The organism is Streptomyces sp. NBC_01431, assembly GCF_036231355.1.
Taxonomy (GTDB): Bacteria; Actinomycetota; Actinomycetes; order Streptomycetales; family Streptomycetaceae; genus Streptomyces.
Genome location: NZ_CP109496.1, coordinates 2996010 through 3017995, shown reverse-complemented (window position 1 = coordinate 3017995; position 21986 = coordinate 2996010). Strand labels below are relative to the sequence as shown.

Genomic DNA, 21986 nt, shown 5'->3' with positions numbered 1-21986 from the left:
CAGGCGCGGGACACAGAACCCGGCCCAAGCTCAGAACCTGCTCAAGTCACTTGCCCGCCGGCCCCGTCGGCGGGCAAGGTCGGGTACGCCCCTGACCCAGGCTCAATCGCGGCTCAATCACCCCACTGACCCCTGCTCCAAGATCGCCGGAATCGGCCCGGGAGGCCGTCGGCGCGGCGGCCCCGTACCATGGGAGGCAGCCGTGGCCTGTCTGCCCGGCGGGCGGACGAGGACTCGACCGCGTCAGACGCCTGATCCCACGATCGAGAGAAGCGCCAGTCAGTATGCCCACGCGCCACGACATCCGTAACGTCGCCATCGTCGCCCACGTCGACCACGGCAAGACCACGCTGGTCGACGCCATGCTCAAGCAGGCCGGCGCCTTCGCCGCGCACGCCGCGGAGTCGCTCGACGACCGCATGATGGACAGCAACGACCTGGAGCGTGAGAAGGGCATCACGATCCTGGCCAAGAACACGGCCGTCAAGTACCACCCCAAGGATGGCGGCGACGTCATCACCATCAACATCATCGACACCCCGGGCCACGCCGACTTCGGTGGCGAGGTCGAGCGCGGTCTGTCGATGGTGGACGCGGTCGTCCTGCTCGTCGACGCCTCCGAGGGCCCGCTGCCGCAGACCCGCTTCGTGCTCCGCAAGGCGCTCCAGCAGCGCCTGCCCGTCATCCTCTGCATCAACAAGACGGACCGCCCCGACTCCCGGATCGACGAGGTCGTCAACGAGACCTACGACCTGTTCCTGGACCTGGATGCGGACGAGGACCAGATCGAGTTCCCGATCGTCTACGCCTGCGCCCGTGACGGCGTCGCGTCGCTGACCAAGCCGGAGAACGGCACCGTCCCGGCCGACAGCGACAACCTGGAGCCGTTCTTCTCGACGATCCTGTCGTCCGTGCCGGCCCCCGAGTACGACGAGGCCGCCCCGCTCCAGGCCCACGTCACCAACCTGGACGCCGACAACTTCCTCGGCCGCATCGCGCTGCTCCGCGTCGAGCAGGGCGAGCTGCGCAAGGGCCAGACGGTCGCGTGGATCAAGCGTGACGGCACCATCTCCAACGTCCGCATCACCGAGCTGATGATGACCGAGGCCCTCACCCGCAAGCCCGCCGAGGTGGCCGGCCCCGGTGACATCTGCGCGGTCGCCGGTATCCCCGACATCATGATCGGCGAGACCCTGGCCGACCCGGAGAACCCGATCGCGCTGCCGCTGATCACGGTCGACCAGCCGGCGATCTCGATGACCATCGGCACCAACACCTCGCCGCTGGTCGGCCGTGGTGGTTCCGGCAAGGGCGCCGACGCCAAGGCGACGGTCAAGGACCGCAAGGTCACCGCCCGCCAGGTCAAGGACCGCCTCGACCGCGAGCTCATCGGTAACGTCTCGCTCCGCGTGCTCGACACCGAGCGTCCGGACGCCTGGGAGGTCCAGGGCCGTGGTGAGCTCGCGCTCGCCATCCTGGTCGAGCAGATGCGCCGCGAGGGCTTCGAGCTCACCATCGGCAAGCCGCAGGTGGTCACCAAGCTCGTCGACGGCAAGGTGCACGAGCCGGTCGAGCGCCTGACGGTGGACGTCCCCGAGGAGCACATGGGCGCGGTCACGCAGCTCATGGGCGTCCGCAAGGGCCGCATGGACAACATGTCCAACCACGGTTCCGGCTGGGTCCGCATGGAGTTCGTCGTCCCGTCCCGTGGCCTCATCGGCTTCCGTACGGAGTTCCTGACCAACACCCGCGGTACCGGCATCGCCCACTCGATCCACGAGGGCCACGAGCCGTGGTTCGGCACGCTGACGACCCGTAACAACGGCTCGCTCGTCGCCGACCGGGCCGGTTCGGTCACCCCCTTCGCGATGATCAACCTCCAGGAGCGCGGTGTGCTGTTCACCGAGCCCGGCACCGAGGTCTACGAGGGCATGATCGTCGGCGAGAACTCGCGCGCCGACGACATGGACGTGAACATCACCAAGGAGAAGAAGCTCACCAACATGCGTGCGGCTTCCGCGGACAACACGGAGAACGTGGTCCCGGCCCGCAAGCTCTCCCTGGAGCAGTCCCTGGAGTTCTGCCGCGACGACGAGTGCGTCGAGGTGACCCCGGAGGCCGTGCGCATCCGCAAGGTCGTCCTGGACGCCAAGGAGCGCGGCCGCACCGCCTCGCGCGCCAAGCGGAGCTGACGCTCCGTAAGGTCCGAAGGCCCGGCCTGCGACGTGAGTCGCGGGCCGGGCCTTCGGTGTTGCCGTTCGTGTTTGACCGGCCGGGTACACACGTGCGGGCGACCGAGTTCAAAGGACTGTCAAAGAGCCTCGTCGGCGGCGGTCGGAGCGCTCTACGGTCAAGTTGTTTTAACGGCCATCCTGTTCGGATATCGACCGTCGCTCTCCGGAAGATGTGTTAACGGTCCGTTTCGGGTGTGTCTGTCTGTGCTCATTTTGTCCGGATTTCGGGCCGTTGCCCGATGCTGATGTTGTCAAAACGAGACCCTTTAAGTGTGGTTTACAGCCCGGCCGTACTTAATAGTTGGCTCCATTGAGCTCGGGTCAATGGGTCACGCACTGTGGGGAGTGCCGACTCACGAGCACACTCGGGGCACTTGACGTAATAGCGCTGTCAGGGGTGTCAGCGCGCGTAGAAGTGCCTCTCTTGTAGTGACAAGTGGACTCATGAGGAGGAACCCATGCGTGGTGCTACGAGCGCCAAGTGGGTCGCGGGAGCGGCAATCATCGCCCTGGCTGCGACCGCCTGTGGCGGTGGCGGCGGGGACAAGAGCAACAGCGGGGCCGGGAAGGACGGCGGCACGTTCCGACTCGGTATCACCGAGCCGGTCGCCATCGACCCCTTCAACGCGCAGGAGTCCGAGGGCAGCCTCGTCGCGCACAACCTCTTCACGGGGCTGTACAACGCGACGCCGGACGGCAAGCTCATTCCGCAGCTCGCCGAGTCCGTGACGACCAGCGACGACGGCAAGACCTGGACGTTCAAGATCAAGCCCGGCACCAAGTTCAGCAACGGCGAAGTGGTGGACGCCGAGGCGTTCATCCGCGGCTGGACCCGTGTCGCGGCCAAGGCCTCCGCCTCCGACGTCGCCTACCCGATGGAAGGCATCGAGGGCTACAAGGAGCTCAACGGCGGCACCAGCGACAAGTTCAGCGGCCTGACCGCGCCGGACGCCAACACCCTCAAGGTGCAGCTGTCCGCCCCCGACTTCGAGTTCGACAAGAAGACCGTGCACACGGTCTTCAGCCCCGTCCCGAAGGTCGCCGGCGCCGCGAGCAACAAGGCGTACAACGACGCCCCGATCGGCAACGGCCCCTTCAAGATGCAGGGTTCGTGGGAGCACAACAAGGCGATCACGCTCGTCCGCAACGACGACTACGGTCTGACCAAGGCCAAGCTCGACAAGGTTGAGATCTCCATCCTCAACTCGGCCAACGGCGTCACCCTGGAGTACCAGGGCTTCCAGTCGGGCCAGTTCGACTGGGCCCGTATGCCCACCCCGCAGATGCCGGTGGCCAAGGCCAAGTTCGAGCCGAAGAAGGAATGGATCGAGGCCGACACCAGCGGTATCAACTACCTGGTCGCCTTCAACCAGGCCGGTCCGCTCAGCAACCCCGACGCGCGCAAGGCGATCTCGTACGCGATCGACCGTGCGGCCATCGCCAAGGGCGTCTTCCAGGGCATGCAGAAGCCCGCGACCTCCGTGCTGCCGCCGTCCTTCGCGGACACCTACCAGGACGGTGTCTGCACCTCCTGCGTGAAGCAGGACCCGGCGAAGGCCAAGGAGTACGCGGCCAAGGGCAACCTGACGCCGGGCACCGAGCTCGACTTCGGCTACAACACGGGCGCGGGTCACGAGGAGTGGGTCCAGGCTGTCGCACAGCAGCTGAAGGACGTCCTCGGCCTCAACGTCAAGCTGAACGGCAAGCCGTTCAAGGAGGCGCTGTCCCAGCAGCAGGACAAGGCGACGACCGGCCTGTGGCGTTCGGCGTGGGGCGCGGACTACCCGACCCCGGACAACTTCCTGTACCCGCTGCTCGACTCGGGCTCGATCAACGCCGACCCGAAGACGGGCAAGGCGCTGGGTGACAACCGCGGTCGCTACACCAACCCGCAGTTCGACCAGCTGATCACGCAGGCCCGCGGCACCAAGGACCCGGCCGCCCGCGCCAAGGTCTACCAGCAGGCCGAGAAGCTCGCCGTCGACACGGACCAGGGCCTCATCCCGCTGTGGAAGCGCACCCAGTTCCGTCTGGCCAACACGACGAAGTTCACCAACGTGCAGCTGGACTTCTTCGAGAACCCGAATCTCGCCGAGATCGCGTCGAAGTAACACAACCTCCTCATAGCAGGTAGGCGAAGGTCGTGGGGGTCGGAGCACTTCTTCGATCCCCACGACCTTCGCTCAGTCACGGGCGCACCCCCTCGGACCGGCGCCCGCCGCGGCCACTCTCCCGATCGGATGAAGCCGCCAACCCCCACGCTCAGTAAGTGAAGGAGGCATCGTGGGCAGATACGTGATCCGGCGACTCGGGCAGATGGTGGTCGTCCTCTTCGGTGCGACGATTGTTCTTTTCTGCTGTCTCTTCGTCCTCCCCGGCGACCCGGTCGGTTCGCTCGGCGGTGACAAGGCGCGCGACCCCGCCGTCGTGGAGCAGCTTCGCGAGAGGTACGGGCTGAACGACCCGCTCCCCGTTCAATACGGCCACTTCGTCCAGAACCTGGCCAAGGGTGACCTGGGTGAGGACTTCACCCAACGACGCCCGGTGACCGAGGTGTTGAAGCCCAAGCTGGCCAATACCGCGGAGCTGGCCGTCGCGGCCATCGTCATCGACATCGTCATCGGCCTGCTGGCCGGACTCATCGCCGCGCTGTTCCGGTACTCCTTCTGGGACGTGCTGATCACGCTGCTGACCACGATGGCGGTCGGCTTCCCGTCGTTCGTCATCGGCATGGTGCTGCAGAAGGTTTTCGTGGTCCAGCTGGAATGGGTCCCGCTGATCTCCGACGGCACGATGAAGTCGCTGATCCTGCCCGCCTTCACGCTCGCCATCCTCGACGCCGCACTCGTCGCGAGACTCATGCGCGGCACCATGCTCGAAGTGCTGCGGGCCGACTACGTCAAGACGGCCATCGCCAAGGGTCTGCCGCAGCGGACCGTGCTCTTCAAGCACGTCATGCGCAACTCGATCATCCCGGTCGTCACTTACCTGGGTATCTCCTTCGGCACGCTGCTCGGTGGCGCCCTCATCACCGAGGCGATCTTCAACTGGGACGGCATCGGGCTCGCCCTGGTCACCGCGGTACAGCAGCAGAACAACCCGATCATCATCGGTGTGGTGACCTTCGGCGTCGCCGTGTTCGTGCTGCTGAACCTGATCGTCGACCTGTTGTACGCGGTCCTCGACCCGCGCATCCGTCTCGCCTGATCCCAGGCAGCCCGTTCTAGGAGTCACACCCATGACTGAGCTCACCAAGAGCGCAGAGTCGGCGGGGGGCGCGACCGCTCCGGCGAGCGGCGCGAAGGCCGAGGCGGAACCCGCCATCGCCCGCGTCACGCAGTGGGGCGAGATCCGCCACCGCTTCCTCGCCAACAAGCTGGCCGTCGTCGGCCTCGTACTGGTCGGCCTGCTGTTCCTCGTCGCGATCTTCGCTCCGCTGATCTCGCCCACAGACCCGTACCACCAGGACCTCACCAACACGCTGCAGTCGCCGGGCGGTTCGCACTGGCTCGGCACCGACGCGCTGGGCCGCGACCAGTTCTCGCGCATCATCTACGGCAGCCGCATCGCCGTGGTCGTCGGCCTGGCGTCGATCTTCCTGGCCTGCCTCATCGGCATCATCGTGGGTTCGCTGGCCGGCTACTTCGGCCGCGCCACCGACTCGGTCCTGATGCGCATCGCCGACGTCTTCTTCGCCTTCCCGCTGCTCATCGGCGCCATCGTGATCATCATCGTGATGGGCCGTGGCGTGATGCCGGTGATCATCTCGTTGGCCGTGTTCTCGTGGCCGACGGTCTCCCGACTGCTGCGCAGCTCGATCCTCTCGGTCCGAGAGGCCGACTACGTGCACGCCGCCCGAGCCCTGGGCGCGAGCACCTCGCGGATCATCGTGCGGCACATCATCCCCAACTCCATCGCCGCCGTGATGGCGTACGCCGCCTTCAACGTCGGCGGTGCCATCGTGGCCGAGGCGTCGCTGTCCTTCCTGGGCGTCGGCGTCAGCCCCGAGACCCCGGAGTGGGGCAACATGCTGGCCGCCGCCAAGGACTTCATGGGCGTCAAGGACTACCTGTGGACCTACCCCAGCATCGCGATCGTGCTGACGGTTCTTGGCTTCGTATTCGTCGGTGACGGGCTCCGCGACGCCCTTGACCCGAAGCTGCGCTAGAAGGGCGGCACCACCACATGACCACTGCACACGTGACCGCGAAAGTGCCGGGCCAGCGGGCCGGCGACAGCGACAGCCCGGTGCTCGACGTACGTGACCTGCACGTCGAGTTCAAGACCCGAGAGGGCATCGTCAAGGCCGTCAACGGCGTCAACTACAGCGTCAAGTCCGGTGAGACGCTCGCCGTGCTCGGCGAGTCCGGCTCCGGCAAGTCCGTGACGGCCCAGGCCATCATGGGCATCCTCGACTCGCCCCCCGGGCGGGTCGCCAAGGGCGAGATCATCTTCCAGGGCCAGGACATCCTGAAGCTCCCGGAGAGCGAGCGGCGCAAGCTGCGCGGCCCGAAGATGGCGATGATCTTCCAGGACGCGCTGTCCGCGCTCAACCCGGTGTTCTCCGTCGGCAACCAGCTGGGCGAGATGTTCCGCGTCCACCAGGGCATGTCCAAGAAGGACGCCAAGGCCAAGTCCATCGAGCTCATGGAGCGGGTGAAGATCCCGGCTGCCCGCAGCCGGGTCAACGACTACCCGCACCAGTTCTCCGGCGGTATGCGCCAGCGCATCATGATCGCCATGGCGATGGCCCTGGAGCCCGACCTGATCATCGCGGACGAGCCCACCACGGCGCTCGACGTGACGGTCCAGGCCCAGGTCATGGACCTGCTCCAGGACCTCCAGCGCGAGTACAACATGGGTCTCATCCTGATCACCCACGACCTGGGTGTGGTGGCCGACGTCGCCGACAAGATCGCCGTGATGTACGCGGGCCGGATCGTCGAGGAGGCCCCGGTCCACGAGATCTACAAGCGTCCCGCGCACCCGTACACGCGCGGTCTGCTCGACTCGATCCCGCGCCTGGACCAGAAGGGCCAGGAGCTGTACGCGATCAAGGGCCTGCCGCCCAACCTGCTGAAGGCGCCGTCGGGTTGCGCCTTCAACCCGCGCTGCCCCAAGGCGCAGGACATCTGCCGTACCGACGTCCCGGCGCTCCTGTCGGTGACCGAGCGGGACGGCACCGAGCTGGTCGGTCGCGGCAGTGCCTGCCACTTCTGGAAGGAGCAGATCCATGGCTGACATGAACAAGAGGGACGACGCCGTGGACGACGCCACCCCCAACACCACCGAGGTGGAAGCGGTCGACGCGGCCACCGAGGCGGAGGCCGTAGCCGCCATTGAGGCGCCCGTCGACCGAGGCGAGCCGATCCTTCAGGTGCGCAACCTGGTCAAGCACTTCCCGCTGACCCAGGGCATCCTGTTCAAGAAGCAGATCGGCGCGGTCAAGGCCGTCGACGGCATCTCCTTCGACCTCTTCCAGGGCGAGACGCTCGGCATCGTCGGCGAGTCCGGCTGTGGCAAGTCGACCGTCGCCAAGGTCCTCATGCTCCTGGAGCAGGCGACCGCCGGCGAGGTCTTCTACAAGGGCCAGGACATCACCAAGCTGTCCGGCAAGGCCCTGAAGGCGGTGCGCCGCAACATCCAGATGGTGTTCCAGGACCCGTACACCTCGCTCAACCCGCGCATGACGGTGGGCGACATCATCGGGGAGCCGTTCGAGATCCACCCCGAGGTGGCCCCGAAGGGCGACCGGCGGCGCAAGGTCCAGGAGCTCCTGGACGTCGTGGGTCTCAACCCGGAGTACATCAACCGGTACCCGCACCAGTTCTCCGGCGGTCAGCGCCAGCGCATCGGCATCGCCCGCGGCCTGGCCCTGAACCCCGAGATCATCATCTGCGACGAGCCGGTCTCCGCGCTTGACGTGTCGGTCCAGGCGCAGGTCATCAACCTGATGGAGAACCTCCAGAACGAGTTCAACCTCTCCTACATCTTCATCGCGCACGACCTGTCGATCGTCCGGCACATCTCCGACCGGGTCGGTGTGATGTACCTCGGCAAGATGGCCGAGATCGGCACTGACCAGCAGATCTACGAGCACCCGACCCACCCGTACACCCAGGCGCTGCTCTCGGCCGTCCCGGTCCCGGACCCGGAGGCCCGCGAGCACCGCGAGCGGATCATCCTCACCGGTGACGTGCCCTCGCCGGCCAACCCGCCGTCGGGCTGCCGCTTCCGCACCCGCTGCTGGAAGGCCGAGGACCGCTGCGCCACCGAGGTGCCGCTGCTCGCGGTCCCGGAGCAGTTCGTGGGACAGGACACCCCGGCCGCGCACGAGTCGGCCTGTCACTTCGCCGAGGAGAAGGACGTCGTCGGCGCCGCGTGACGTCACGGCCGGGCCCGTGGTTCGCCTCCGATCCGGAGCGGACCACGGGCCCGGCCGTTTTTCCAACTGCCGCCGCTTGTAAGGGAGTTGTCGCGCATGCTGCACCACGTCGAGCTGTGGGTGCCCGAACTCGAAGGGGCCAGGGAATCCTGGGGCTGGCTCCTGGAGAGCCTCGGCTACCGCCCGTACCAGGACTGGCAGGCCGGCCGCAGCTGGCTCCTGGGCCGGACCTACGTCGTGGTGGAGCGCTCCCCGGCGCAGACCTCGGCCTCGCACGAGCGCACCCGGCCCGGCCTCAACCACCTCGCCTTCCACGTCAGCGGCCGGGCCGCCCTCGACGCCCTGGTCGAAGCGGCGCCCGAGCACGGCTGGACCCTCCTCTTCCCCGACCGGCACCCTTTCGCCGGCGGCCCCGCGCACTGCGCCGCGTATCTGGAGAACGCCGCCGGGTTCGAGGTCGAACTGGTCGTGTCCGCCGCCCGAGATGAGCAGAGCGCCAACCCCCGGCCGGTGGGGGAGGGGGAGGCCCCGCTGCGCTTCCAGGAGCTGACCGGGCACGGGCTGCGGCTGCGGGCCTGGCGGGACGACGACGCGGACGTGGACGCGGTGATGCGCGGCCTGAACGATCCCGAAGTGACGCGCTGGGGCCCGCCCGTCGAGCCGCTGGACGTGGCGGGCGCCCGCGCGTTCATCCACCGGGCCGCCGAGCGCTGGGCGGGCGGCAGGTTCGCCCCCTACTGCGTCGCCGACGCGGACACCGGCGCCCCCCTCGGCAGCGTCGCGCTGCACAACATCTTCCTGCCCATGGGCCACGCGGGCATCGGCTACTGGCTGCTGCCCGAGGCACGCGGGCGCGGTGCGGTGACCGGCGCCGTGAACCTGCTGACCGCCTGGGCGTTCGACACCGTGGGGCTGCACCGCATCGACCTGGGCCACGCGATCGGCAACGACTCCTCGTGCCGGGTGGCCGAACGCTGCGGCTACGCGTACGAGGGCATCTCGCGCGGCTATCTGCCGGCCACCCCCGCCGGCACCTTCCACGACATGCACCAGCACGCCCGCCTCTCGACGGATCCGGCGCCCGGCAGCTCGATCCGCTGAGCCGTACGGAGCACTATTCCGTCCGGCGGACTTAAAAGTGCGCCATGTGCGTACCTAGGGTGATATTTGGGCCTAAGCGAGACCGAGGACCCGAGGCAGCACTCTAGGAGGACTCCATGCGCGGAGCCACGCACGCCAAGTGGGCCGTATGCGCGGTGGTCGTCGCCCTGGCGGCTTCGGCCTGCGGTGGCGGTGGCGGCGGTGGCGGCGGTGGTGCCAACGGGATCGTCAGCTCGTCCTGGGGCGACCCGCAGAACCCGCTCGAACCCGCCAACACCAACGAGGTCCAGGGCGGCAAGGTCCTCGACATGCTGATGCGCGGGCTCAAGCGGTACGACCCGAAGACGGGCGAGGCCAAGAACATGCTCGCCGACTCCATCACGACCTCGGACTCGCAGAACTTCAAGGTCACGCTGAAGGACGGCTGGACCTTCTCCAACGGCGAGAAGATCACCGCCAAGTCCTTCGTGGACGCGTGGAACTACGGCGCGAACCTGAAGAACAACCAGAAGAACGCGTCGATGTTCTCCTACATCGACGGATACGCCCAGATCCACCCCAAGAGCGGCAGCCCGACCGCAGACACGATGTCGGGCCTGAAAGTCGTCGACGACAAGACCTTCACGGTCAAGCTCAACCAGAAGTTCTCCACCTGGCCCGACACCCTCGGCTACCCGGCGTTCGCGCCGCTGCCCCAGGCGTTCTTCGACAACCACGAGGCCTGGCTGTCCAAGCCGATCGGCAACGGCCCGTACCTGGTGGACTCGTACACCAAGGGCTCCAAGCTGTCGATGCGCAAGTGGACCGGGTACATGGGCGACGACAAGGCGCAGAACGGCGGCATCGACCTCAAGGTCTACACCGACAACAACACCGCCTACACCGACCTGACCGCCGGCAACCTCGACCTCGTGGACGACGTGCCCGCCTCCCAGCTCAAGAACGTCAAGGCCGACCTGGGCAGCCGGTACATCAACACCCCCGCCGGGATCATCCAGACTCTCGCCTTCCCGTACTACGACGCGCGCTGGAACACCCCGGGCGCGGTCAAGGTCCGCACCGGCCTGTCGATGGCGATCAACCGGCAGCAGATCACCGACACCATCTTCCAGAAGACCCGTACCCCCGCCACCGATTGGACCTCGCCGGTGCTCGGCGCGGCCGGCGGCTACAAGGCCGGGCTCTGCGGCAAGGCCTGCGACTACGACCCCGCCCAGGCGAAGCAGCTCATCACTGAGGGCGGCGGCATCCCCGGCGGCCAGCTGAAGATCTCGTACAACGCGGACACCGGCTCGCACAAGGAATGGGTCGACGCCATCTGCAACAGCGTCAACAACGTGCTGGGCAACGACAAGGCCTGCGTCGGCGGACCGGTCGGCACCTTCGCCGACTTCCGCAGCCAGATCACCCAGTCCAAGATGAGCGGCCCCTTCCGGGCGGGCTGGCAGATGGACTACCCGCTGATCCAGAACTTCCTCCAGCCGCTGTACTACACCGGCGCCTCCTCCAACGACGGCAAGTGGACCAACGCCGACTTCGACAAGCTGGTCGACCAGGCCAACGCCGAGACCGACCAGGCGAAGGCGGTCGCCGACTTCCAGCAGGCCGAAGGGGTCGTACGGGACCAGATGGCGGCCATCCCGCTCTGGTACCAGAACGGCAGCGCCGGCTACTCCGAGCGCCTCTCCAACGTCTCGCTGAACCCGTTCAGCGTGCCGGTCTACGACCAGATCAAGGTCAGCTGACGCCGCGAGGCGGACGGCCCGGCGCCCGGTGCGGCGCCGGGCCGCGCGCCTTGCCAGTTCCGACGACCCCCGGAGGGCCCCATGGGACGGTACGTGATCCGGCGTCTGCTCCAGATGATCCCGGTCTTCATCGGTGCCACGCTGCTGATCTTCCTGATGGTCAACGTGATGGGCGACCCGATCGCCGGGCTCTGCGGCGACAAGGCCTGTGACCCCGCCACCACCGCCCAGCTCAAGAAGGAGTTCGGCCTCGACAAGCCGGTGTGGCAGCAGTACCTGACGTACATGGGGAACGTGTTCACCGGCGACTTCGGGACCGCGTTCAACGGGCAGAAGGTGACCGAGCTGATGGCCGCCGCCTTCCCCGTCACCATCCGGCTGACCATCGTGGCGATCCTCTTCGAGATCGTCATCGGCATCACCCTCGGCGTGGTCACCGGGCTGCGCCGCGGCCGACCCGTCGACACCGGCGTCCTGATGCTGACGCTCGTCGTCATCGCCATCCCCGTCTTCGTGACGGGACTGCTGCTCCAACTGCTCCTCGGCGTCGAATGGGGCGTCATCAAACCCACCGTCTCCTCGGACGCCCCGTTCAACGAACTCCTCATCCCCGGGCTCGTGTTGGCCTCCGTCTCGCTGGCGTACGTCACCCGCCTCACCCGCACCTCGATCGCCGAGAACTCCCGCGCGGACTACGTGCGCACCGCGGTCGCCAAGGGCCTGCCGCGACGGCGGGTGATCACCAGACACCTGCTGCGCAACTCGCTGATCCCCGTCGTCACCTTCATCGGCACCGACGTCGGCGCGCTGATGGGCGGCGCGATCGTCACCGAGCGGATCTTCAACATCCACGGCGTCGGCTACCAGCTCTACCAGGGCATCCTGCGCCAGAGCACCCAGACCGTGGTCGGCTTCGTGACGGTGCTCGTGCTGGTCTTCCTGGTCGCCAACCTCATCGTCGACCTCCTGTACGCCGTACTCGACCCGAGGATCCGCTATGCCTGAGCCGTACGAAGACTCAGCGATCGCCGCGACGGGGGCCGGCGGCGCGATGGACCTCGCGGCGAGCGAGGCCACGACGCTGGAGCGGACCCCCGGCGGCCCGCTCGGCACTGGACCCTCCGAGAAGCCCCGCTCGCTGTGGTCGGACGCCTGGCGCGACCTGCGCCACAACCCCGTCTTCATCATCTCGGGCCTGGTCATCGTCTTCCTGGTGGTCATCGCGATCTGGCCGCAGCTGATCGCCTCCGGCAACCCGCTCCAGTGCGACCTCGCCAAGGCACAGCAGGGCTCCGCGCCCGGCCACCCCTTCGGCTACGACGGGCAGGGCTGCGACGTCTACACGCGGACCGTGTACGGCGCCCGCGCCTCGGTCACCGTCGGCGTGTGCACCACCATCGGCGTCGCCCTGTTCGGCTCGGTCGTCGGCGGGCTCGCCGGGTTCTTCGGCGGCGGCTGGGACGGGCTGCTCTCCCGCGTCACCGACATCTTCTTCGGTATCCCCGTGGTTCTCGGCGGCCTGGTCTTCCTGTCCGTGATCACCTCCACCACCGTCTGGCCGGTCATCGGCTTCATGATCCTGCTCGGCTGGCCGCAGATCGCCCGCATCGGGCGCGGCTCGGTCATCACCGCCAAACAGAACGACTACGTCCAGGCGGCCCGCGCGCTCGGCGCCTCCAACTCCCGGATGCTGCTCCGCCACATCGCGCCCAACGCCGTCGCCCCCGTCATCGTCGTGGCGACCATCGCGCTGGGCACCTTCATCGCCCTGGAGGCGACGCTGTCCTACCTCGGCGTCGGCCTGAAGCCGCCCACCGTCTCCTGGGGCATCGACATCTCGGCCGCCTCCCCGTACATCCGCAACGCCCCGCACATGCTGCTCTGGCCGGCCGGAGCGCTGGCGATCACAGTGCTCGCGTTCATCATGCTCGGCGACGCGGTGCGCGACGCCCTCGACCCCAAGCTGCGTTGAGGAGAGCGACCATGCTGCTCGAAGTGCGTGATCTTCAGGTGGAGTTCAAGACGCGGGACGGGGTGGCCAAGGCCGTCAACGGGGTCAACTACTCGGTGGACGCGGGCCGGACGCTGGCCGTCCTCGGCGAGTCCGGTTCCGGGAAGTCGGTCACCGCGCAGGCCGTGATGGGCATCCTGGACATGCCGCCCGGCCGGATCGCCGGTGGCGAGATCATCTTCCAGGGCCAGGACCTGCTGGGGCTCAAGGAGGACGAGCGGCGCAAGATCCGCGGCTCCCGGATGGCCATGATCTTCCAGGACGCGCTGTCCTCGCTGAACCCGGTGCTCAGCGTGGGCGACCAGCTCGCGGAGATGTTCACCGTCCACCGCGGCATGTCGCGCAAGAACGGCAGGGCCAAGGCCGTCGAGCTGATGGACCGGGTGCGGATTCCGGCGGCGAAGGAGCGCGTGGGCCAGTACCCGCACCAGTTCTCCGGCGGCATGCGCCAGCGCATCATGATCGCCATGGCGATGGCCCTTGAGCCCTCGCTGATCATCGCGGACGAGCCGACCACCGCCCTCGACGTCACCGTCCAGGCCCAGGTAATGGACCTGCTTGCCGAGTTGCAGCGGGAACTGAACATGGGGCTCATCCTGATCACCCACGACCTCGGAGTGGTCGCCGACGTCGCCGACGAGATCGCCGTCATGTACGCGGGCCGCATCGTCGAGCAGGCCCCGGTCCACGAGATCTACAAGGCCCCCGCGCACCCGTACACCAAGGGCCTGTTGGAGTCGATCCCGCGCCTGGACCAGAAGGGCCAGGAGCTGTACGCGATCAAGGGCCTGCCGCCGAACCTGATGCACATCCCGCCGGGCTGCGCCTTCAACCCGCGCTGCCCGATGGCCCAGGACATCTGCCGCACCGAGGTGCCACCGCTGTTCGAGGTGGCCGAGGACCGGCAGAGCGCGTGCTTCTTCTGGAAGGAGACCCTCGATGGCTGAGGCCATTCTGGAGGTCCGGGATCTGGTCAAGCACTACCCGCTGACCCAGGGCATCCTGTTCAAGAAGCAGGTCGGCGCGGTCAAGGCCGTCGACGGTGTCTCCTTCGACCTGGCGGCCGGCGAGACGCTCGGCATCGTGGGCGAGTCGGGCTGCGGCAAGTCGACGGTCGCCAAGATGCTGGTCAACCTGGAACGGCCGACCTCGGGGCAGATCAAGTACAAGGGCGACGACATCACCGAGATGTCGGGCAAGGCCCTGAAGGCGGTGCGCCGCAACATCCAGATGGTGTTCCAGGACCCGTACACCTCGCTCAACCCGCGCATGACGGTGGGCGACATCATCGGGGAGCCGTACGAGATCCACCCCGAGGTGGCCCCGAAGGGGAACCGCCGGGCGAAGGTCCAGGACCTGCTCGACGTGGTGGGGCTCAACCCGGAGTACATCAACCGCTACCCGCACCAGTTCAGCGGCGGCCAGCGCCAGCGCATCGGCATCGCCCGTGGCCTCGCGCTCCAGCCGGAGATCATCGTCGCGGACGAGCCGGTCTCCGCGCTCGACGTCTCCGTCCAGGCCCAGGTCGTGAACCTGCTGGCCCGCCTCCAGAACGAGTTCGCGCTGTCGTACGTCTTCATCGCGCACGACCTGTCCATCGTGCGGCACATCTCCGACCGGGTGGGGGTGATGTACCTGGGCCGGATCGTCGAGATCGGCCGCGACGAGGAGATCTACGACCACCCCACGCACCCGTACACGCAGGCGCTGCTCTCGGCGGTGCCGGTGCCGGACCCGACGGCGCGGGTGCACCGCGAGCGGATCATCCTGACCGGTGACGTGCCCTCGCCCGCGAACCCGCCGTCCGGTTGTCCCTTCCGGACGCGCTGCTGGAAGGCGCGGGAGCGGTGCGCGCTGGAGGTGCCGTTGCTCGCGGTGCCGGCGGAGTTCCGGCTGGCCTCGGGGCCGGCCCATCACCCCTCGGCGTGCCACTTCGCGGAGGAGAAACGGGTTGTGCCGCCGGATGCCGATCGGGGGTAGGGGGCTTTTTGCGCAGTTCCCCGCGCCCCTGGCCCCCTCTTCGGCCGCGGGCCGGTGGGGGCTGGTCGCGCAGTTCCCCGCGCCCCTGGCCCCGTTCTTGACTGCGGGCCGGTGGGGGTTGTTCGCGCAGTGCCTCGCGCCCCTGGAGTGCTCGGCTTCGCCGTTGCCTCACGGGGCATGGTGCTGTCGGCAGCCGACGGCAGGGCTCGCGCCCCTCAGCGCTCGCCGTCGCCTCTGAATGTCGGGGCCCGCGGCCGCGGTGGTCGCTGGGGTGTGCGGGCGCGGGCCCCGGTCCGAGCGGAGGCACTACGAACTCGGGTCAACGGGTGGTGTCCGTCGCCTCCTCGATCGCGGCGAGAGCGGGATCGAGGACGACGTCCTCGTCCCGCGCCGTGACCGTCGGTTCCTCGGGGTAGTGGCATGCCGTCAGGTGGCCCTCCCGGTTGCCTTCGATGCGTACCAGCGGGGGCGTCTCGGCCGCGCACTTGTCCCGCGCCTTCCAGCAGCGGGTGCGGAACCGGCAGCCGGACGGCGGGTTGACCGGTGAGGGCACGTCGCCGGCCAGCCGGATCCGCTCGCGGCCCTCGCCCTCCTCGTCCACCACGGCCTCGGGCACGGCCGAGAGCAGGGCGTGGGTGTACGGGTGGCGCGGGCGCTGGTAGATGGAGTCGCGGTCGCCGACCTCGACGATCCGGCCCAGGTACATCACGGCGACCCGCTGCGAGAAGTGCCGCACGATCGCCAGGTCGTGGGCGATGAACAGGAAGGCGATGTCCAGCTCCCGCTGGAGCTGCTGGAGCAGGTTGACCACCTGCGCCTGGATCGACACGTCGAGCGCCGAGACCGGTTCGTCGGCCACGATCAGCTTGGGTTCCATCCCCAACGCCCGTGCCACGCCGATGCGTTGACGCTGGCCGCCGGAGAACTCGTGCGGGAAGCGGTTGTAGTGCTCCGGGTTCAGGCCGACGGTCTCCAGGAGTTCGCGGACCCGGCGCTCGACACCGCCCGGCGGCTTGATGCCGTTGACCACCATCGGGTTGGCGACGATGTCGCCCACCGTCTGGCGCGGGTTGAGGGAGGCGTACGGGTCCTGGAAGATCATCTGGATCTCGGACCTGATGGGCGCGAGGGTCCGTCGGGAGGCGTGGGTGATGTCCTGTCCTGCGTAGACGACCTTCCCGGCGGTGGGTTCGAGGAGCCGGGTGACCAGGCGTCCGGTGGTCGACTTGCCGCAGCCGGACTCGCCGACCAGGCCGAGCGTCTCGCCGCGTCCGATGCTGAAGTCGATCCCGTCCACCGCGCGCACGTCGCCGACGTGCCGCTTGATGAGGAACCCCATCGTGATGGGGAAGTACTTGGCGAGGCCGGTCACTTCGAGCAGGGGGCCCGTCGTGGCGGGCCCGGGTGCCGCGGCGTGCGGATTGGCGACGCTGGTGGCTTTCTCACTCATGGCGATTGTCCCGCATCCTTGTCAGCGCAGCCGGGGGCGGATCTGCTCGGCGAAGATCGCTTGCTTCTGATCGCCCGTCAAATGACATGCGGAGCCGCGTCGTTGATCCTCGGGGAGGGCGGGCCGTTCGCTGCGGCAGGCCCCGCCCGCCACCTGGTCGGTGAAGTCGCACCGGGGGTGGAAGGGACAGCCGGGCGGTGGGGCGAGCAGGCTCGGCGGGGCGCCGGGGATCGGCACCAGCGGGCTCTCCACGGATGAGTCCAGCCTCGGGATGGAGCTGAGCAGCCCCCAGCTGTAGGGGTGCTGGGGCCGGTGCATGACCTCCTTGACGGTGCCGCGCTCCACGCAGCGGCCCGCGTACATCACCATCACCTGGTCGGCGGTCTTGGCGATCACTCCAAGGTCGTGGGTGATGATGATGATCGCCGCGCCGGTCTCCTGCTGGAGGTCTTTCAGCAGGTCGAGGATCTGCGCCTGGACCGTCACGTCGAGCGCGGTGGTGGGCTCGTCGGCGATCACCAGCTCCGGGTCGCAGACCAGCGCCATCGCGATCATCGCCCGCTGGCGCATGCCGCCGGAGAACTGGTGTGGGTAGTCGTCCACCCGCAGTTCCGGCTGCGGGATGCCGACCTTGCGCAGCATGTCCACGGCCCGCGCCCGCGCCTCGCGGCGGGAGGCACCGGTGTGCTTCATGAGGGGCTCGGCGATCTGCCGGCCCACCGTGTAGAAGGGCGAGAGCGCGGCCAGCGAGTCCTGGAAGATCATCGCCATTTTCTTGCCGCGCAGCCGGTTCAGCTGACGCTCGGTGGCGCCGGTCAACTCCTGCCCGTCGAGCAGGATCTCGCCCTGGATCGTGGTGTTGCGCGGGTTGTGCAGACCCAGGATCGCGAGGTTGGTCACCGACTTGCCGGAGCCCGACTCGCCGACGATGCCGAGCGTCGAGCCGCGTTCCAGGTCGAAGGACAGGCCGTCGACGGCTTTGACGGTGCCGTCCTCGGTGGCGAAGTGGACGTACAGGTCCCGGACCGAGAGGAAGGAGGGGGCCGGTTTGGCGGCCGGTTCGGCGGCGGTCTGGCTCAAGGTGGACACGGGGCGGTTCTCCTGTGGGTCTGCGGGCCTCAAGTGAGCCGGATCCGGGGGTCGATGAAGGCGTACGCCAGGTCGACGACGATGTTGCAGACGACGATCAGGGTGGCGCCGATGAGCATCACGGCCATCTCAAGGGGCAGGTCGCTGCGCAGGACGGCCTCCACCGAGAGCAGCCCCAGGCCGTGCAGACCGAAGGTGACCTCGGTGATGATCGCGCCGCCGAGCACCGCGCTCAGGTCCACGCCGAAGATGGTGATGATGGTGGCCATCGCGCCGCGCAGCGCGTACCGCAGAAAGACGTAGCGGGATGACATGCCCTTGGCGCGGGCCGCCCTGATGTGGTCCTCGGAGAGCTGCTCCACCATCAACGACCGGGTCTGTCGGCTGTAGTTGGACCAGAAGATCACCGACAGGACCAGACACGGCAGGATCATCCCGGTGACCGATCCCCAGGCGTCGTGCGCCCAGTCCACGTCGTGGCCCCGGTCGAGCCAGCCCAGCTTGGTGGAGAACAACAGGATGGCCAGCGGGCCGATGAAGTAGATCTGCACCGACTGCCCGAGCAGCGAGGCGGAGCTGGCGATCCGGTCGAAGACGGTCCCCTGGCGCCAGGCCGAGACCAGGCCGAGCGAGACGCCGATGGTGAGGAAGACCGCCGAGCCGCCGACGGCCAGCGTCAGCGTGGTGGGATAGCTGTCGGCGATCGTGCCCCAGACCGGCTGCTGATTGGCGAAGGAATAGCCGAAGCAGGGCGCGGGGCAGTCCCCTATCGGCATGTGGCGGCCGGCGAATATGCCGACCATGTAATGCCAGTACTGCGTCCAGATCGGCAGGTCGAGGCCGAGGTTCTTGCGGATCAGGGCGACATTCTGTGGATCGCATTGTTTTCCGCAGGAAAGCAGCGCCGGGTCGGAGGGCAGGAAGAAGAAGAGAAAATAGGTGATCATGCTGATCAACAGCAGGATGACCACGGCACCGAGCACGCGGCGCACGAGGAAACGGAACATCGGCTGACTCTTCCGTCGCTATGCGGTTTCCCCGGCCCGACGCGGGGCCGGGGAAACCGAGCCGCATCTGCTACTGCTTCACGAAGATCGTGTTCGGGTTGATCGATCCGTAGATCTCGTTGTAGGTGACGCCGCCGAGACCGGAGCCGTACAGGTTGAAGTACTTGTCGAAGACGAACGGGATCTGCGACGTGTCGGTCTGGAGCACGTACTCGGAGAGCTTCTCCCACTGCGCGGCCTGCTGCGGCAGGTCCGTGATCTGGTTGATGCGGTCGATCTCGGAGTTGACCTTCGGGTCGTTCAGGAACGAGTAGTTGTTGGTGCCGTCCGCGAGGTTGCGTCCGTCCATGGTCGGCGGGATGACGGTCGAGCCGTTGGGCCAGTCCGCGCCCCACCCGGTGCGGTACATGTCGTACGGGGTGTCCACCTTGCCGACCACCGTGTAGTACGAGGTCGGGTCGATGGCCTTGCGCTCGACCGTGAACCCGGCCTTCTCCAGCGCCTTCTGGATGGTCAGCGTGACGTTGTCCCAGCGCGGGGTGTTCGCGTACGCCAGCGAGATCTTGTACGGGGTGGTGACGCCGGCGTCCTTCAGGAGTGCCAGCGACTTCTCGGGGTCGCCCATGGGCTTGGTCAGCTTGCCGAACGGGTCGAACTTCTGCCAGCCGGCCACGGTCGGGCTGAGCAGCGTGGTGCCGAGGTCGCCCTGCGCGCCACCGCCGAACGCCTGCTGGACCTGCTGCATCGGGAACGCGTACGCCAGCGCCTGGCGGACCTTCGGGTTGGTGATCCGCTTGGTGTTGAGATTGAACACCTCGACGTAGGGCTGGTACTCGTTGACCGTCCGGCTCTTGTACTGCGGGTCCGAGGTGAGGGTCTGCATCTTCGACGGATCCGCCGAGTTCGCCATGTTGATGGCGTACTTGTCGGTGCCGGTGTCGGCGGCGAGCCGGTTGGTCAGACCCGGCTCCTGGATGCCGAGCTGGAACTGCCACTTGTCCGGGTAGGCGTTGCGGATGGGGTCGCTCTTCGGGTCCCAGTTGGGGTTGCGCACGAAGGACAGCGACTTGCCCGGCTGATAGTCGGCGATCTTGTACGGGCCGGTGGAGACCGGGTGGTTGTTGTACTTCTGCTTGTCGTCCTTGGCCTTGGGGACCGGCGAGATGTTGGGCATCGCCATCGCGTACGGGGTGTCCGCGTGCGGCTCCAGGAAGTGGAAGACGATCGTCTTGTCGTCGGGGGTCGCGATCTGCGCGTCCGGGATCTCCTTGCCGTCGTAGGGACCGGCGTACTTCTTGCGGTAGTCGGCGCCGTAGAGCCACTTCTGGACGTACTGCGGTCCCTGCGTCTGGTAGTCGGCGAAGAGCCGCTCGATGCCGTACTTGATGTCCTTGGTGGTGACCGGCGTGCCGTCCTCGAACTTCACCCCGTCCTTCAGGGTGTACGTCCAGGTCTTCGCGCCGTCGGAGGGGGTGCCGGCGTCGGTGGCGAGGTCGCCGACGACGACCGTCTTGCCGGTCTTCGGGTCGATCTTGTAGCCGGTGAGCGAGCGGTTGTAGAGCAGCTGCACCGAGAGCTGGTCGCTCACGTACTGCTGGCCCGGGTCGAGGTAGTCGAAGCCGGCCTGGTCGAGGCTGTAGGCGGTGCCGCCGGACTTCGCGCCGTCGACCGCCACGGCCGGGCCGGTGGAGTCGGCCTTGGTGCCCACGCCGAAGTTCTGCACCTCGGCCTTCTTGCCCGAGTCGGCACCCTTGCCGGTGTCGCCGGCCCCGCCGCTGCTGCACGCGGCGGTCAGTGCCAGTGCCCCCACCGCCAGAACCGCGGAAACCTGGCGCGCCTTGTTTATTCTCATGGATTCCTGCCTGTCAGGATGATCGGACTTCAGCGCACGGTCTTGGGGTCGAGAGCGTCCCGGACCGAATCCCCGAGCAGGTTGAACGCGACGACGAAGACGACCATCGCGATGCCGGGGAAGAACATGAAGGTGAGATCGGAGTCGTAGTACGTCGCTCCGGACTGGAAGAGCAGGCCCCAGTCCGGAGTGGGGCTGTGGACCCCGACACCGAGGTAGGAGAGCCCCGCCTCGGCGGTGACGTTGACCGGCAGCAGCAGCGTCGCCTGCACCAGCACCGTCGACCAGATGTTGGGCAGCAGCTCCTTGCGGATGATCCGCCAGCCCGAGGCCCCGCTGAGCCGGGCCGCTTCGATGAACTCGCGTTCGCGCAGCGAGAGCACCTGGGCCCGGATGAGCCGCCCGATCGTCATCCAGCCGAGGACCAGCTGCACCAGGATCAGCGCCACCACCCGGACGTAGGTCGGCTCCTCGTCGGTGGGGGAGACGAACAGAGCCACGATCACGGGGGTGAAGGCGATGAAGAACAGCTGCTGCGGGAACGACAGCATCAGGTCCGAGAACCGGCCGAGGAAGTAGTCGGTCCGGCCGCCCAGGTACCCCTGGACCAGCCCCACCAGGACCCCGATGACCACCGCGACCACGGTGACCGCGAGGGCGATGAGCAGCGAGGTGCGGATGCCGTAGATCAGCAGCGTGAAGACGTCGCGGCCCAGCCTCGGTTCGAGGCCGAACCAGAAGTCGCCGTCGATCCCGCCGTTGGGCTTGAGCGGGATGCCGTAGCTGTTCAGCAGCCCGCGGTCCTGCCCATAGAGCTGATAGGGATCTTTGCCGTACAGCTTCGAGATGAGTGGAGCGGCCAGCGCGATCAGGATGAATCCGAGCACCGTAAAGGCACACAGGATTCCGACCTTGTCGCGTTTGAACCTGATCCATGCGAGACGCCCGGGTGAGCGTCCGACGAGTTCGCTCGTCTTTACTTCGATACCGTCGGCCGCTGCTGGGGCACCGTCCTCTCCGGGGAGTGGATCGGTTGGCTCCATGGCAGCTCTTGTGGAACTCGTCATTTCGCATTGCCCCCCGCACCGGAAGGATTCAGCAGCGCCGCTTGGCGTCTTTTGTCGATCGGAAC

General features: G+C 67.6%; 17 protein-coding genes. 12 read left to right on the top strand and 5 right to left on the bottom strand.

Annotated features, from left to right (window positions below; genetic code table 11):
- Positions 1-284: 284 nt before the first annotated feature.
- The 12 genes from typA to OG522_RS13635 all read left to right on the top strand — a co-directional run bounded on the left by typA (position 285) and on the right by OG522_RS13635 (position 15456).
- A complete protein-coding gene (gene typA / locus OG522_RS13690) occupies positions 285-2192 on the top strand; it encodes a translational GTPase TypA (protein ID WP_329463252.1) in 1908 nt (635 codons plus the stop codon).
- Positions 2193-2692: 500 nt separating this feature from the next.
- Entirely contained in the window at positions 2693-4345 is a 1653-nt protein-coding gene (locus OG522_RS13685) for a peptide ABC transporter substrate-binding protein (protein ID WP_329463251.1), read from the top strand.
- 172 nt (positions 4346-4517) lie between these two features.
- A complete protein-coding gene (locus OG522_RS13680; RefSeq protein ID WP_329463250.1) occupies positions 4518-5441 on the top strand; it encodes an ABC transporter permease in 924 nt (307 codons plus the stop codon).
- A gap of 31 nt (positions 5442-5472) precedes the next feature.
- Positions 5473-6402, top strand: a complete 930-nt coding sequence (locus OG522_RS13675) for an ABC transporter permease (protein ID WP_329463249.1) — start codon at positions 5473-5475, stop codon at positions 6400-6402.
- 17 nt (positions 6403-6419) lie between these two features.
- Positions 6420-7475 (top strand): ABC transporter ATP-binding protein, encoded by a 1056-nt coding sequence (locus OG522_RS13670; protein WP_329463248.1) that lies wholly within the window; start codon positions 6420-6422, stop codon positions 7473-7475.
- A complete protein-coding gene (locus OG522_RS13665) occupies positions 7468-8619 on the top strand; it encodes an ABC transporter ATP-binding protein (protein ID WP_329463247.1) in 1152 nt (383 codons plus the stop codon). Before OG522_RS13670 ends, OG522_RS13665 begins: the two co-directional genes overlap by 8 nt.
- Before the next feature lie 96 nt (positions 8620-8715).
- On the top strand, positions 8716-9720 hold the full coding sequence (locus OG522_RS13660; protein WP_329463246.1) for a GNAT family N-acetyltransferase: 1005 nt from the start codon (positions 8716-8718) through the stop codon (positions 9718-9720).
- Between the two features lie 116 nt (positions 9721-9836).
- Entirely contained in the window at positions 9837-11465 is a 1629-nt protein-coding gene (locus OG522_RS13655) for a peptide ABC transporter substrate-binding protein (RefSeq protein WP_329463245.1), read from the top strand.
- A gap of 81 nt (positions 11466-11546) precedes the next feature.
- Complete coding sequence (locus OG522_RS13650) at positions 11547-12470, top strand: ABC transporter permease (RefSeq protein WP_329463244.1); 924 nt, start codon at positions 11547-11549, stop codon at positions 12468-12470.
- Positions 12463-13437, top strand: a complete 975-nt coding sequence (locus OG522_RS13645; protein WP_329463243.1) for an ABC transporter permease — start codon at positions 12463-12465, stop codon at positions 13435-13437. Before OG522_RS13650 ends, OG522_RS13645 begins: the two co-directional genes overlap by 8 nt.
- A gap of 11 nt (positions 13438-13448) precedes the next feature.
- Positions 13449-14423: an ABC transporter ATP-binding protein gene (locus OG522_RS13640; protein ID WP_329463242.1), complete on the top strand. Its 975-nt coding sequence runs from the start codon at positions 13449-13451 to the stop codon at positions 14421-14423.
- Entirely contained in the window at positions 14416-15456 is a 1041-nt protein-coding gene (locus OG522_RS13635) for an ABC transporter ATP-binding protein (RefSeq protein WP_329463241.1), read from the top strand. Before OG522_RS13640 ends, OG522_RS13635 begins: the two co-directional genes overlap by 8 nt.
- Before the next feature lie 319 nt (positions 15457-15775).
- Here OG522_RS13635 and OG522_RS13630 read toward each other — a convergent pair whose 3' ends face one another.
- From OG522_RS13630 to OG522_RS13610, 5 genes are all read right to left on the bottom strand, one after another.
- The gene (locus tag OG522_RS13630) at positions 15776-16906 is read right to left on the bottom strand and encodes an ABC transporter ATP-binding protein (protein ID WP_329463240.1); all 1131 of its coding nucleotides are present in this window, start codon (positions 16904-16906) and stop codon (positions 15776-15778) included.
- A gap of 21 nt (positions 16907-16927) precedes the next feature.
- Positions 16928-17995 carry an ABC transporter ATP-binding protein gene (locus OG522_RS13625; RefSeq protein WP_329463239.1) on the bottom strand — a complete coding sequence of 356 codons (1068 nt, stop codon included), beginning with the start codon at positions 17993-17995 and terminating at the stop codon, positions 16928-16930.
- A 29-nt stretch (positions 17996-18024) separates the two neighbouring features.
- Positions 18025-19002, bottom strand: coding sequence for an ABC transporter permease (locus OG522_RS13620; protein ID WP_329463238.1), 978 nt, complete (start codon positions 19000-19002; stop codon positions 18025-18027).
- A 70-nt stretch (positions 19003-19072) separates the two neighbouring features.
- Complete coding sequence (locus OG522_RS13615) at positions 19073-20854, bottom strand: ABC transporter substrate-binding protein (RefSeq protein WP_329463237.1); 1782 nt, start codon at positions 20852-20854, stop codon at positions 19073-19075.
- A gap of 29 nt (positions 20855-20883) precedes the next feature.
- Entirely contained in the window at positions 20884-21921 is a 1038-nt protein-coding gene (locus OG522_RS13610) for an ABC transporter permease (RefSeq protein ID WP_329463236.1), read from the bottom strand.
- Positions 21922-21986 lie beyond the last annotated feature (65 nt).

Bases quoted from the DNA above. Each gene is read 5' to 3' on its own strand.
- typA (WP_329463252.1), top strand. From the start codon at position 285: ATGCCCACGCGCCACGACATCCGTAACGTCGCCATCGTCGCCCACGTC.
- OG522_RS13685 (WP_329463251.1), top strand. From the start codon at position 2,693: ATGCGTGGTGCTACGAGCGCCAAGTGGGTCGCGGGAGCGGCAATCATC.
- OG522_RS13675 (WP_329463249.1), top strand. From the start codon at position 5,473: ATGACTGAGCTCACCAAGAGCGCAGAGTCGGCGGGGGGCGCGACCGCT.
- OG522_RS13670 (WP_329463248.1), top strand. From the start codon at position 6,420: ATGACCACTGCACACGTGACCGCGAAAGTGCCGGGCCAGCGGGCCGGC.
- OG522_RS13665 (WP_329463247.1), top strand. From the start codon at position 7,468: ATGGCTGACATGAACAAGAGGGACGACGCCGTGGACGACGCCACCCCC.
- OG522_RS13660 (WP_329463246.1), top strand. From the start codon at position 8,716: ATGCTGCACCACGTCGAGCTGTGGGTGCCCGAACTCGAAGGGGCCAGG.
- OG522_RS13655 (WP_329463245.1), top strand. From the start codon at position 9,837: ATGCGCGGAGCCACGCACGCCAAGTGGGCCGTATGCGCGGTGGTCGTC.
- OG522_RS13650 (WP_329463244.1), top strand. From the start codon at position 11,547: ATGGGACGGTACGTGATCCGGCGTCTGCTCCAGATGATCCCGGTCTTC.
- OG522_RS13645 (WP_329463243.1), top strand. From the start codon at position 12,463: ATGCCTGAGCCGTACGAAGACTCAGCGATCGCCGCGACGGGGGCCGGC.
- OG522_RS13640 (WP_329463242.1), top strand. From the start codon at position 13,449: ATGCTGCTCGAAGTGCGTGATCTTCAGGTGGAGTTCAAGACGCGGGAC.
- OG522_RS13635 (WP_329463241.1), top strand. From the start codon at position 14,416: ATGGCTGAGGCCATTCTGGAGGTCCGGGATCTGGTCAAGCACTACCCG.
- OG522_RS13630 (WP_329463240.1), bottom strand. From the start codon at position 16,906: ATGAGTGAGAAAGCCACCAGCGTCGCCAATCCGCACGCCGCGGCACCC.
- OG522_RS13620 (WP_329463238.1), bottom strand. From the start codon at position 19,002: ATGTTCCGTTTCCTCGTGCGCCGCGTGCTCGGTGCCGTGGTCATCCTG.
- OG522_RS13615 (WP_329463237.1), bottom strand. From the start codon at position 20,854: ATGAGAATAAACAAGGCGCGCCAGGTTTCCGCGGTTCTGGCGGTGGGG.
- OG522_RS13610 (WP_329463236.1), bottom strand. From the start codon at position 21,921: ATGACGAGTTCCACAAGAGCTGCCATGGAGCCAACCGATCCACTCCCC.